This window comes from Sporocytophaga sp., from assembly GCF_017745095.1.
GTDB lineage: Bacteria > Bacteroidota > Bacteroidia > Cytophagales > Cytophagaceae > Sporocytophaga.
On the sequence record NZ_JAGHZZ010000001.1, the window covers coordinates 347,637 to 360,790 of the forward strand.

Here is a 13,154-nt window from a genome sequence, read left to right on the forward strand (position 1 = left end):
ATTTAAATGTAATATAATAAGCAATATTGAACCATAATTGACTTCGCTTAGTTTCTTTAAGTAGATAGAGACAAAAGATAGAAACGATGAAAAGATTGTTGGTATGTGCAGTTTCCTTAGGATTTCTGTCAATTTCTTACGCTCAGGAATGTCCGGAAGGAATGGTAAAAAGGGCCGATATAGAAGGTGTTGAAAATTCCAGTGGTAAATTTCGCCAAAAAGGTGAAACGGATTACCTTGAGGACGATCATTCTTATACAAGAGCGATTGATCAGGTAAGAACTGAAAGTGATGTCGATCCCTATGCTGAGACGTATGCTTATGTCTATGGTGGCGATACTACAGTAGTTTCTTCGCTTAATGAATGTGTTTTCGAAGATTCGTTGAAAAACAAAGAGTATCTTCAAAATGAGTCATCATTGATAGTGGACCCGGATTATCTTGGTGATGAAGAAGCTTATAGCTTTAAAGAGTCAGAAGATGAGCCAGTCAAGTGGGAAGGTGGAAAGCTGGAATACGAGTCTGAAACTTACAAGGATAGCAAAAAGCTTAGATATAAGGATGACAATTTAAGGTTCAAATCTGAAGAGTCTGGGAAAGATGAGAAAAAAGTCAAATTTGCTGATGATTTAGAAGGGTATAACTACGAAAGGAAGAATGATAACAGCAAATTTGATTATTTCTATGAAACGGAAACTGAAGCCATGGAAGTGAAAAAGAAGAAAGATGGAGAGGCTAAAGTTTATTATGACGGGCAGTTTGACAATTTAGATGAGGTAAATAATTCTGAGTTGATTGAGATGAAGAGTTTGGAATGAGAGGAATTAAAAGATCAGGGTTATTTATCAAAAAAAACAGAGGCTAAATGCCTCTGTTTTTTTATTAGAATATTTGATAATTATTTTACAGCTACCTGCTTAGAAACTTCACTGAATCTTTTAGCAACTTCATCCCAGTTTACCAGATTCCAGAAAGCGCCGATATAATCAGGCCTCCTGTTTTGGTATTTTAAGTAATATGCATGTTCCCAAACGTCAAGTCCTAATAAAGGAAATCCTTTTACTTCAGCTACATCCATTAATGGATTATCTTGATTTGGAGTAGAAGTTACTTTTAATTCACCACCATCTGTAACTATAAGCCAAGCCCAGCCTGATCCGAATCTTGTAGCTCCTGCATTGTTGAAATCTTCTTTGAATTTATCAAAAGAACCGAATTTTTTGTCAATTGCAGCTGCTAGTTCTCCCGAAGGCTTTCCGGCACTTTTTGGAGAAAGAAGTTTCCAGAACAAAGAGTGATTGTAGTGTCCTCCACCGTTGTTTCTAACAGCTGGAGTTGCTTTGCTGATATTTTTCAGAATTTCTTCCAAAGATTTACTTGCCAGCTCTGTACCCTCAATAGCTTTATTAAGGTTTGTAACATAAGCCTGATGATGCTTTCCATGGTGGATTTCCATAGTAGCTTTGTCAATATGTGGCTCCAATGCATCTGGTGCATATGGTAAAGCCGGAAGTTCAAATGCCATATTAATTAATTTATTAAGGTTATTTTAATTGGTTTAGTTAATTCAAATTTAATTTAATTTCTGAGCTTATTGAAAAATTTGACAAGCAGTTCGCTACATTCCTTTTCCATAATACCTTTTACAACCTCAGTTTTAGGATGTAGTAAGTTTACACCGGTTTTTAAAAAGCCTTGTTTGGGATCTGATGCGCCAATAATAACTTTTTTCATCTGACTCCAATAGAGTGCACCTGCACACATTACACATGGCTCTAGAGTTACATAAAGCTCGCATTCGTTCAAATATTTGCTCCCAAGAAAATTTTGTGCCGATGTAATCGCAATCATTTCTGCATGTGCGGTTACATCACTGAGTCTTTCTGTCTGGTTATGCGCACGAGCAATGATTTTATTTTTGCAGACTACCACTGCGCCCACTGGCACTTCGTTATCTTCAAAAGCAAGTAAAGCCTCCTTATAGGCTTCTTTCATAAAATGGGCGTCACTATAAACTGATAGCTCCACTATTTTGTTTTTTTCTTTCTTGCGTTTTGATCCTTAAGTACTTCTTTGGCATCCTTTCCTCTTAAAACTGGTTCTTTAGGGTTTGCAGGCTCTACATCATATAGCTTTTTAGGCTCTATGTGAATGGTATTCATAGATGCTCTTGCTACCGGCTGCCATTGTGCTTTAAGGTTTTCTGGAGCAGTATAGTTGAATATATAGATAAATCCATTTACCAGTGCATATTGAATGAAAGAATATTTCTTTGTCCCTTCGGAAGTTGATACAAATTCAAATGCAATCAATCGTTTTCCATTTACAGGAAGTATTGTGTCCTGAATAAAGCTAACCTTATCATAGGACTGAAGGATTGTTGCTTTGTAAAAATCCTTAATAACGGAAAGGTCAGTTCCCGGAATTCTTGACTTGGTTACGTTGAGGCCAAAATCTACCATTCTGTCTATGTTTGTGTACATCGCGAGTGGTTTTTTGGTTGAAGGATATTTTGAAGCAATATCATCGTCTGCCATTACATAAAAATCCTTAGGAAGGCCAATGGAAATACCATCAACCAATTTGGTCTGAACCAATTTCGGTTCCTTTCCGGTAAATCCGGCAAATAGAGCAATTAATAGAAATGAGAAGATTTTCATATGGGTATACAAAACTTGGTGCAAGTTAAAAATTAACGGTAATTTTTGCCTTATTAGTTTATTTTTCTCAGTGATATTGATTTTAGCATTAAATGGTTTTCTGTGAAAAAAATGGTAAGAAGGTTTATTTTAACAGGGATTATGTATTGAAAGGCATTCCAATGAAAATCAAAATATTCTAATTCTTAGACAGTCATTGCGTAATTGGATGGAAGGATTTTTCACTCACTATGATTAATTGGTTTTTAAGTGCTTTCCTGAAAATAATGACCGATTCCTTGTAAAAAGGAACAAACTAATTTTTAAATTCGCACCTTAATAAAAAAAATATTATTTCTTATGCTTAGAACTCATACTTGCGGAGAGTTAAGAATATCGGATGTGGGAAAAGAGGTTACCCTTACCGGTTGGGTGGCAAAAATCAGAGACAAGGGTGGAATGATCTGGATTGATCTTAGGGATCGTTATGGAATTACTCAGCTGATACTCGAAGAAGGTAAATCGGATAAAAGTGTTGTGGAAGCTGCAAGAGGTTTGGGCCGTGAGTTCGTTCTGGAAGCTAAAGGTACAATTGTTGAGCGCGTTGCTAAAAATGACAAAATTCCTACTGGTGATATTGAAATTAAAGTTTCTGACCTTAAGATCTTAAACCCCGCCAAATTACCTCCTTTTCTTATTGAGGATGAAACCGACGGTGGTGAAGATCTTAGAATGAAATACCGTTATCTCGATCTTAGGAGAAATATCGTCAGAAAAAACCTTGAGCTGAGACACAGAATTGCTATTGAAGCAAGAAAATATCTGGATAGCCTGAATTTTCTTGAAGTTGAAACTCCAGTACTTATCAAGTCTACTCCGGAAGGAGCAAGAGATTTTGTAGTACCTTCAAGAGTGCATGCAGGTGAGTTTTATGCTCTGCCTCAGTCTCCTCAAACTTTCAAACAGTTACTGATGGTTTCTGGCTTTGACAGATATTATCAGATTGTGAAATGTTTCAGAGATGAAGATTTAAGAGCTGACCGTCAGCCTGAATTTACTCAGATCGATTGTGAAATGTCTTTCATTACTCAGGAAGATATTCTGAATACATTTGAAGGAATGATCAGACATCTATTTAAGACAGTTAAAGGTATTGATCTACCTCCATTTCCAAGAATGACTTATGCTGATGCCATGAAGTATTATGGAAATGACAAACCAGATACCCGTTTCGAAATGAAGTTTGCAGAACTAACGGATGTTGCTAAAGGCAAAGGCTTCAATGTTTTTGATCAGGCGGAACTAGTTGTGGGAATTGCAGCAAAAGGTTGTTCAGAATATACCAGAAAAGAGCTGGATGAAATTACAGAATTTGTAAAAAGACCTCAGATCGGTTCTAAAGGGCTGGTTTATGTGAAACTTAACCAGGACGGAACTATAAAATCTTCAGTAGATAAATTTTATGGTGAGGCAGATCTTAAAGTTTGGGCTGAGAAATTAAACGCTCAGAAAGGTGACCTTCTATTGATATTATCTGGAGATGCTAAGCAAACCAGATCTGCATTGAGCGAGCTTAGACTTGAAATGGGCAAAAGACTTGGATTGAGAGATAAAAATACGTATTCATGCCATTGGGTGGTTGACTTCCCATTGCTTGAGTTTGGCGAAGAAGAGAAAAGATGGTTTGCAATGCACCATCCATTCACATCTCCAAAACCGGAAGATATCGCATTACTTGAATCTGATCTGGGTAAAGTACGTGCGAATGCTTATGATATGGTAATTAACGGAGTTGAAGTTGGCGGCGGGTCCATAAGAATTTATAACAAAGATCTTCAGGCGAAGATGTTTGAAATACTAGGATTCTCCGCAGAAGAAGCAAAAGCTCAGTTTGGTTTCTTAATGGATGCATTTGAGTACGGTGCTCCTCCTCATGGTGGTATCGCTTTTGGCTTTGACAGATTGTGTTCATTGTTTGGTGGTGTGGATTCTATCAGAGACTTCATTGCATTCCCCAAAAACAATGCAGGAAGAGATGTGATGATTGATTCTCCTTCTCCTATTAGTGATGCTCAGTTAAATGAGTTACATATTGGTGTAAAAGCTGAAGATTTAAAGAAATAGTTATTAGTGCTATTATATGTGATAAACAAAAAACTCCGGCTTGCCGGAGTTTTTTGTTTAAATAAGTACCTATCAAAAGAAGAAGACGATTATATATCTCTTTTATGGAAATAATAGTTTACAGATAATTGCAGATACAAATCTCTGAGTCTGTAGGTAAGGCCATCCCACGTCTCATTATAGAGACTTTTAAAAGAAAATGTACTCCTTAAGTCGGCACTGACTCTCGGTGAAATGGAGTATTGAGCTCCTATTGTTACTCCATAAAAGTACTTATTGACATGACTGCTGTAATCGTATTCTTTGTGATCAACGGTGTTAGGCTCCGGAATATCTGTTCTGCCGACGATTCCGGTTGCAGTGCCTTTATTTTTTCTGGATAAAGCTCTTGCATAATATGCGCCAGTTTGTAGGCTCCATTTGGAAGCTATTTTATAATGCAGATTTAAGGGGATCTCTATATATTGAATATCAAATTCACCTTTGCTTTTTCCGGTAAAAATTGTTTCAACTTCATATACATACGGCTGGTTATTTATAAATACAGTGACGTTATCTCTGTACCACTGATCTTTAACAGTTGACTGATAAGTTACCTTTCTCCTGCTATAAAAGGCCTCAAGAGAAACAGAAAGTTCCTTTGAAAGGTTATATGAAACTCCCAGTCCACCCAAGGGGTTAAAACCGGGAGCTCCTGATTTGCTCACTATTGTTTCACTATGATATATTGGTCCTCCTGCCTGAATTCCAGCTTTGGCATAGATGTTAAATGGTTTTTCCTGAGAAAATCCAGAATTCCAGATGACTAGAAATATGAAAGAGGAAACAATGAATTTCATTATTATAAATTACTGATTGATTATAAGCTTTGTTGAAAATGATTTTTGCTCCTCGCTTACGATTTTGCATGTATAATAACCTGGTGCAAGATCTGACACATTGAATGATGGTGATGATGTATCATTCCAAGTCTTAGTAGAAACTAGTACTCCCTGATTATTATAGAAGTACAAAGTACCTGATGCAAAAGGAGCATTGTTTATCTTTACCTCATCTTTTGCTGGATTTGGAAATAGAGCTGTTCCTATATTTGCTAAAGGACTAGTTGTTGAAAGAGTTGTAAAATCAAGTGAAAGGTTGTCAATGAATAACGTGCTTCCTTCCTGTCCTTTAAGATCTTTTCCTCCAGCACTTGAAGCAAATGTCATTGTAGCAGAGTCAGGTGTTGCTTCTGACTTATATTCTACCGGAACTGTCAATAAAGTATAGCTGCTCACTGTTTGGTTTGTTTGGAAATAACCTACTCCAACAGTATCTCTGCTTTTACTTACAGTGTTCCATTTGAAAAGGTAGATTGCTATTGAACAAGAATCTCCGCTTACAGGGGTATACTTATAATATACGTTGAACGCGGAAGGCTTGTCAGTATAGGGAATGCCAAATTTAGCGCTTTTGACAAATTCAACCAGGTTTAACTTGAAGGTCCCTAGGAATAAATTGCCGGATGCCAGCTGACCAAAAGCCTTTCTCGAAGTTAATTTCACCGCGTAAGTGCCGTGCTGGGCGTCAGTTGTTTTTTCAGTTGGAGGTTGGACACCTGTGGCAAGCTGCAAAAGGTCGTTTCCTGAAGCCCAGTCATCAACCTGATCATAAGGAGTAAATGGAGCAGAGGCAGGATGATTCGTCCAATTCTCAAAATCACTGTTTGAAAATTGTTGCTGAGCAAATAAACTGGTAGATGCTAATAGAATAATAAATGTGTAGATATATTTCATAGATTATTAATTTTTGTTCTTGCTAATATACAAAAAAATGAATGTGGAGCTAGTGAAATTAATGGAGTTGGTTGTGTCTTGCTTATCCTTAAAGGTAATCGACTTGTGTTCAGGTAATATTCTGATTGAAAAATTTAAGTTTTTATGAAAGGAAGATTTATGAGTAAATGTGCGCTCATTTCAATCTTTTACTCATGATATTATGGCTCACAGTTGAAAAAGGAATTTAATTCGTTGAAAATTATCCGATAAGCTTTGTTGTCTCAAATATATTTTTATATTTGTATCAATAATTTTTACAATAGCTATGGAAAAATTGGTTTCTGATTCAAGAGGTCTGATTTTGTTTTTAATAAAAGCAGATTTAAGAGCAAATAAACTGATTGCTGGATTACAAGAGGCCGGCCTTACCTCGGGATACTTTTATACTGACCTTCCTATAGCAATATTTGAGCTCATGAACTTTAGTGACAATGAACGTGATGCTGTTACAGATATTTATGTTCAAAATGTGGAATCCTTTTGCAAACTGGAAATTTCAGAGTTTTACTCCCGACAAAATGAATTGGCCAATAGCCTCTATCAAGAACTTCTAAAATTGAAGTAAATGGTGATCACTTAAATATATTTATAGTCAGATTGTTGGGGTGCTTTAATCTGTATTTTGCAACTATAAGTGAAACCTCGTCTTATATATGCCGTTTAAATTTGCTCTGTGTGTCAGAATTAAATTTTAATCAGCATTAACTGGCTTATGTATTATAGTGTGCACTGGTTTCCTGTGTATCAAAAAATCATCGGCCATTTTTAGTATGGGTTTTGTTATGGAGTTTTAATATGAAGTCGATTTTTGCAGGTTGTTATTTATCTCTATTACTTCTCTGTGGTTGTTCATTTAAAAATGAGAACATTACAAAGTTAAAAAGGCCTGATAACAAAATATTACAGGCGTTCAATTTTAATGAGAAGTATGATGTCGTTTATCAATTCTATCAAGAATATAAGACTACAGAAAAAGTCAGTCACCTGATAGCTATTGTAAAAATGCCTAGCAATGGATACAAACTTCAGAACAGTTTACCCATTAGCAGATCGTCTTTAAAGCAACTTACTAAAATTGAGAAAAGTAAATTTCTTGATGGAAGGCCTGTAATTTTCAATCCTGAAAGGAGTCTCAATGAAGACATACGCACTAAAGCCATTGAATTTGGTTCTGGAAAAGATTATAATGTTTTTCACTCTGATGGTTATTATCAGATCATATCCAACAGTTGTATGGAAGCAATAGTGATTTGCGACACTCAAAATGACCTGATGTATATTGAGGCTGTAAAATAATCCTGAGGACATTTTCATTTTAAAAAGACGACACGAAGGTTTTCGTGTTTTTTTTGTAGCTTGTTTGCTGAAATTCACTGCCACTGTGATTATAAATATCAGACAAGAAAATCAAGAAGACTATGGTATTACAGAAAAGCTTATTCAGGAAGCTTTCCATAATGCTGAATTTTCTAATCATAAAGAACACTTACTTGTTCAAAAACTTAGAGCTACAGAGGGTTTTATTCCTAAATTGTCTCTTGTCGCAGAATCGGATAATCAAATAGTGGGTCATATCCTCTTTACCAAAGTGAATATTGAAGGGAGTAAAACTAAAGAATCACTTGCATTGGCGCCCCTTTCGGTGCTCCCAAGCGCTCAGCGTCAGGGAATCGGATCCAGGCTTATGAAATATGGTCTGGAAAGAGCAAAAGAATTGGGTTTTGAGTCCGTTATAGTTTTGGGCCATCCGGAATATTATCAGAGGTTCGGTTTTATAAAAGCTTCAATATGGAATGTTCAATTTCCAGGTGATGTTCCTGATGAAGTGTTTATGGCCCTGGAGTTAAATGAAGATGCCTTGATTGATGCAGCTGGAATTGTACGGTATCCAAGTGCTTTCACTGAATAAGTTTTAAATAGATCATTTTATGAACAAGTCCAATTGGATATTCTTTCTTATTCCTGTAGTGCTTATCGGGGATATGCTACTCATTTCGCCTATAACATCCTTGCTGTTGAGTGCTTCTACAACAACGGCGGTGTCCGGCTTTTTGCTTGCTTTGGGAATTTTCTGGGCAAATATGTTCTATATAAGAAAAGTTATTGCAAGACTGAATTAAACTAGCTATTCAGAATTGTCAAATATTTTGGGAAGAATAAGTAATTATTTTTATTAATCATTTTTGTAATTATTTAATGTTTTTCTTTATTTTTAGCTTGATTTTTAGAGTATTAGAATAATAAAGTTCTTATACTATTTTTAACAGTCTTAATATGATTTTTAACTTTTTTAAATTTCAACCAAATGTTTAAATCTATTGTGTTAGATGTAGTTATCGGTCTTGTATTCATTTATTTATTGGACAGTCATAGCCCTTTCCCTTGGAGCTCCTTTTGGGTTTGATTTACTAAAAAACTTGTTTCAATAAAAGGAACGGGAGTAGAGCCGGGCGAAGAAGTCTGTTTTTGAAGTAGAAGAAAAATCAACAGATTTCTTGCGTCTTTCAAATGAGGTTTTGAATGAAATCTATAAACCATTAGTTCCGGAAGTAATTGAAGAGACAAGGTAGGAATTGCAAGCAATTACTGGTGTCTGTGGAATTTGGAAATCAGTCACAGAAAAGGTTAAAGGAGGTGCTGTGGTTGCTGATACTGCGGTTTATCCACTTTGAATTATCGTAGCATCAGACTGCAAGTTTTCTTATGTTGTTATGTTTTCAAGTTTTATGACTGAAATGCTCCTTACAGTGATTTATTCAGTTTTAATATCATAATAAGTTTTGATAGAAATAAAAAAAAATCAAATGTATCAAGGAATATATCTTATTGGATGTTTATTGGGAATTCCATTGCTTCCTATAATAATTATTCAGGGAAAGATCTTAAAGAGAAGAATACCTGTTTTGCCAGAAGCTGAGAAAAACCGGACGGGTACTTTTGGCAATGGTGATACCTTTAGTCTTGTTACAATAGGAGAATCAACAGTAGCAGGAGTTGGAGTGGATGATCATAAACAAGGTCTCACGGGGAATATTGCAAAAGCAATCCATGAGTTTACTGGTAAAAAAATTTCCTGGGAGGTGATTGCCAATTCAGGGTATTCAGCTGAGGCGGTAAATAAGAAACTGATTCCTCTTTTGCCATCTAAACCTATTGATCTTATTATCATTGGACTTGGTGCAAACGATGCCTTTGAAATTAAAAGTCCATTACAGTGGAAGAAGGGAATTACAGATATAATTATCTCTTTAAGAAATAGAAATATCAACTGTCCTATAGTAATAACAGCAATGCCACCCCTCAGGTATTGCCCGGCTTTTTCAATTTTGTTTAAAACCATATTCGGTGGACTGGTGTTCCTTTACTCCAAAACTCTGAAAGAGGTGTGTAGAAATAATGATCAGGTTTATTTTATGAATAAGGAAATCAATTATAAAAACTGGTCTCACAGGATTAGTCCGGGACTTACTAAGAATGACTTATTCTGTGATGGTGTTCATCCTTCTAAGCTATCTTATGAAGTTTGGGGAATGGAAATTGGGGAATATGTGGTAGAAAATAAATTGATATAATAATTAAAAAAAAATTTGTTAGATAAGTTCGTTGAGCTCCAACTCATTTCAATCGATTCACGAGTTCTTTATTTTAACTTAACACTCCTTAAACCGGTCGTTAATATTGAAGCTTTAGCTTTGCATCATAAGTATACGGTATAGTAAGAATTTTAACTTTAATAAAATCATTTTTTGCTTTGTAGTGATTCGACTTTGTTTGAAGGAATTAATCGATTTTGCTTTTTCTGAACAGGCTGTCTCTGAAAGGAGTAGCCTGTTTTTTTTATAAGTTTAGAAATTATAGGACTTATTAACCAGGCCTGGGAAGAGTATGGGACTTTAATACCTAAATATGATTAAAGCATTGTATGTCAAGTCTCTGCCTCTATTGTGTGGAAAGCTTTTTTGAATATGAAAATTATAATAAGACAGTAAAAAGTCTTATATTTAAGGTCTTTATTTAGCAAAAACTAACACAACATACCAAATGGCAATTAGCGCACCGTCGGGGAAGATATCTTCCGCCAATCTTGACAGTAACCAGAAATATGGTACTGCCCTTAGCTCCCTCATGGTTCTGTTCTTCATGATGGGTTTCATTACCTGTTTTAATGATATATTGATTCCATATCTGAAGGTGATATTTAAGCTTAATTATACTCAGGTTAACTTGATAAACTTTTGTTTTTTTGGCGCATATTTCGTTATGTCTATTCCAGGGGGAAAACTAGTAGAAAAGTATGGGTACAAGGCGATGATGATTACAGGATTCGTGATTGCCGCAATTGGATGTATTTTGTTTTTTCCTGCTGCTGAGTTAAGAATTTATGGATTGTTCTTAGGGGCATTATTTATTCTGGCAACAGGAGTTACGCTTTTGCAAGTTGCTGGTAACCCATATGTAGCTGTATTAGGACCTCCATCTACTTCATCTGCAAGACTTACACTTACTCAGGCTTTAAATTCATTAGGTACAACTATAGCTCCCATTATAGGGACAAGAATCATTCTTTCGAATCTTCCAAAAATGCCGAAAGAATTAAATGGATTGAAATCGTATTCAGATTTACCTGAGAATCTAAATGCCATGTTGAATTCAATTCTGGAGCAAACAAAGTTAATTTACCTTCAAGGTACATATTTAAGCATTGCAGCTGTTCTTTTAATTATTGGTGGAGCTTTGTTTATCATGAAATTGCCTGCGATAGGTCATGGAGAAGGAGAAGTTAGCACAGAAGGATTATCAGAAAAAAGCAGCATTTGGGGTTATCGCCACTTGATACTAGGAATCATTGGTATTTTCGCTTATGTGGGAGCAGAGGTTGCTATTGGAAGCCATATTATTAATTACTTAGAAATGAAAGATGTTATGGGTATATCTGCTGATGAGGCAGGTTATTTTTTACCTTATTATTGGGGAGGGGCAATGGTTGGTAGATTTATTGGAACGGTGATTCTTTCAAAATTTAATCCCGGTAAAGTTTTAGGAATTTATGCGGTAGGTGCGATTTCTCTTATTCTTATATCAATTGCTACACATGGTTCAATTTCTATGTGGACTCTATTGCTTGTTGGATTTTGTAATTCTTTAATGTTCCCTACAATATTTACTCTTGCAATCAAAGGTGTAGGGAAGTTCACAGAACAGGCGTCTGGATTACTTTGTACTGCAATTGTTGGTGGTGCGATACTTCCTTTATTATTCGGAAAGGTAGCAGATATAACAGGAGACCTAAAGATGGCAATGATTATTCCGATAGTTTGCTATGTATATATCTCATTCTTCGGATTCAAAGGTCATAAGCCTGTTGAGAATTAATTAGAATATATTTCTAAAGTGAAAAAGGGATAAGCAGAAATACTTATCCCTTTTTTTATAATAGAATTTCTTGAATCACTTATTACATTACTAATGGCTGACTTACTTAAAAATATTTATAATAAAGAATTCTTTGACCAGTTCTGTGATATTACAAGCACAGTAATTAAAGATTTTGACAGAAAAGTTTTTCTCAAAAGGATCTATGATAAGGAATGGGAGCAACGAGAACTCAAGCAACGAATGAAGCATATAGCTTCTGTGTTGAGAGATTTTCTTCCTGCTAATTATGATAAATGTATTTCAACTGCATGTAAACTTATCGCTGAGTTAAAGAAGAAGAATATAAGACAAACAAGTGTAGAACTGATGTTTTTTCCTGAAATCATTGAGCAATATGGCATTGACTATCTTGAGGTTTCTGTTAAAGGTATGGAGTTCATTACACAGATTATCAGCTGCGAATTTGCAATCAGGCCTTTCATAATAAAGTATCCTAAGGAGATGATGAAGACTATGCTTATATGGTCAAAACATGAAAGCCATCATGTGCGGAGGCTTGCAAGTGAAGGCTGCAGGCCTAGATTGCCTTGGGCAATGGCTATTCCTGCATTGAAGAAAAATCCTTCTCCTATATTCCCTGTTCTTGAAAATTTGAAAAAAGATGCTTCGGAATATGTCAGGAGAAGCGTTGCAAATAACCTGAACGATATAGCGAAAGACCATCCTGACAAAGTATTGGAAATTGCTTTGCAATGGCAGGGTAAGTGTGATGAGACTGACTGGGTAATCAAACATGGTTGCCGAACTTTGTTAAAAAAGGCTAATCCGGATGCCTTATCATTCTTCGGTCTGACAGCTGTTAAGAGTATTGCAATAAAGAATTTTGCTGTAGATAATTGTGATATTGCTTTTAACGATGACCTATGTTTCTCTTTTGATTTAATTCATAAAGAAAAAGAACCGCTTAAGCTCCGCATAGAGTATTGTATTTACTATATGAAAGCAAATGGAAAGCAGAATAAGAAGATATTTAAGATTACTGAAAATGTTTACGCTTCAAATGTAAAGTATCCTTTTAAACGTAAGCAATCGTTTCGTGACCTTACCACAAGGAAGCATTACGCCGGAGAACATAAGCTTTCGTTGGTTATCAATGGCAAGGAAATTGTCTCAAAAGATTTTTATTTAAGCAAATAAA

The 13,154-nt window shown here is 35.5% G+C and carries 14 protein-coding genes; 9 read left to right on the forward strand and 5 right to left on the reverse strand.

What is annotated here, in order from left to right; translation table 11 throughout:
* The first annotated feature begins 86 nt into the window (after positions 1-86).
* On the forward strand, positions 87-818 hold the full coding sequence (locus J7604_RS01460) for a hypothetical protein (protein ID WP_293890102.1): 732 nt from the start codon (positions 87-89) through the stop codon (positions 816-818).
* 80 nt (positions 819-898) lie between these two features.
* On the opposite strand, the gene J7604_RS01465 is transcribed toward J7604_RS01460, so the two are convergent.
* The 3 genes from J7604_RS01465 to J7604_RS01475 are packed head-to-tail and all read right to left on the reverse strand — an operon-like array spanning position 899 to position 2,660.
* Complete coding sequence (locus tag J7604_RS01465; RefSeq protein WP_293890104.1) at positions 899-1,525, reverse strand: superoxide dismutase; 627 nt, start codon at positions 1,523-1,525, stop codon at positions 899-901.
* Between the two features lie 53 nt (positions 1,526-1,578).
* The gene (locus J7604_RS01470) at positions 1,579-1,995 is read right to left on the reverse strand and encodes a nucleoside deaminase (RefSeq protein ID WP_293890106.1); all 417 of its coding nucleotides are present in this window, start codon (positions 1,993-1,995) and stop codon (positions 1,579-1,581) included.
* A gap of 32 nt (positions 1,996-2,027) precedes the next feature.
* Positions 2,028-2,660 (reverse strand): hypothetical protein, encoded by a 633-nt coding sequence (locus J7604_RS01475; RefSeq protein WP_293890108.1) that lies wholly within the window; start codon positions 2,658-2,660, stop codon positions 2,028-2,030.
* 339 nt (positions 2,661-2,999) lie between these two features.
* Between J7604_RS01475 and aspS the strand changes: the two genes are divergently transcribed.
* Entirely contained in the window at positions 3,000-4,763 is a 1,764-nt protein-coding gene (aspS, locus tag J7604_RS01480) for an aspartate--tRNA ligase (RefSeq protein WP_293890110.1), read from the forward strand.
* Positions 4,764-4,852: 89 nt separating this feature from the next.
* Here the strand turns inward: aspS and J7604_RS01485 are convergent, their stop codons facing one another.
* Positions 4,853-5,602, reverse strand: coding sequence for a porin family protein (locus tag J7604_RS01485; protein WP_293890112.1), 750 nt, complete (start codon positions 5,600-5,602; stop codon positions 4,853-4,855).
* A gap of 9 nt (positions 5,603-5,611) precedes the next feature.
* The gene (locus J7604_RS01490; RefSeq protein ID WP_293890114.1) at positions 5,612-6,538 is read right to left on the reverse strand and encodes a PCMD domain-containing protein; all 927 of its coding nucleotides are present in this window, start codon (positions 6,536-6,538) and stop codon (positions 5,612-5,614) included.
* A 307-nt stretch (positions 6,539-6,845) separates the two neighbouring features.
* Here J7604_RS01490 and J7604_RS01495 point away from each other — a divergent pair, with 307 nt between their 5' ends.
* From J7604_RS01495 to J7604_RS01525, 7 genes are all read left to right on the forward strand, one after another.
* Positions 6,846-7,145 (forward strand): hypothetical protein, encoded by a 300-nt coding sequence (locus J7604_RS01495; RefSeq protein ID WP_293890116.1) that lies wholly within the window; start codon positions 6,846-6,848, stop codon positions 7,143-7,145.
* A 230-nt stretch (positions 7,146-7,375) separates the two neighbouring features.
* Positions 7,376-7,876 (forward strand): hypothetical protein, encoded by a 501-nt coding sequence (locus J7604_RS01500; protein ID WP_293890118.1) that lies wholly within the window; start codon positions 7,376-7,378, stop codon positions 7,874-7,876.
* A gap of 64 nt (positions 7,877-7,940) precedes the next feature.
* Entirely contained in the window at positions 7,941-8,489 is a 549-nt protein-coding gene (locus J7604_RS01505; RefSeq protein WP_293890120.1) for a GNAT family N-acetyltransferase, read from the forward strand.
* A 19-nt stretch (positions 8,490-8,508) separates the two neighbouring features.
* On the forward strand, positions 8,509-8,700 hold the full coding sequence (locus tag J7604_RS01510; protein WP_293890122.1) for a hypothetical protein: 192 nt from the start codon (positions 8,509-8,511) through the stop codon (positions 8,698-8,700).
* A 684-nt stretch (positions 8,701-9,384) separates the two neighbouring features.
* Positions 9,385-10,152 carry an SGNH/GDSL hydrolase family protein gene (locus J7604_RS01515; protein ID WP_293890124.1) on the forward strand — a complete coding sequence of 256 codons (768 nt, stop codon included), beginning with the start codon at positions 9,385-9,387 and terminating at the stop codon, positions 10,150-10,152.
* A gap of 469 nt (positions 10,153-10,621) precedes the next feature.
* Positions 10,622-11,953 carry a sugar MFS transporter gene (locus J7604_RS01520; protein ID WP_293890126.1) on the forward strand — a complete coding sequence of 444 codons (1,332 nt, stop codon included), beginning with the start codon at positions 10,622-10,624 and terminating at the stop codon, positions 11,951-11,953.
* Positions 11,954-12,046: 93 nt separating this feature from the next.
* Complete coding sequence (locus tag J7604_RS01525; protein ID WP_293890128.1) at positions 12,047-13,153, forward strand: DNA alkylation repair protein; 1,107 nt, start codon at positions 12,047-12,049, stop codon at positions 13,151-13,153.
* The last annotated feature ends 1 nt before the right edge of the window (position 13,154 follow it).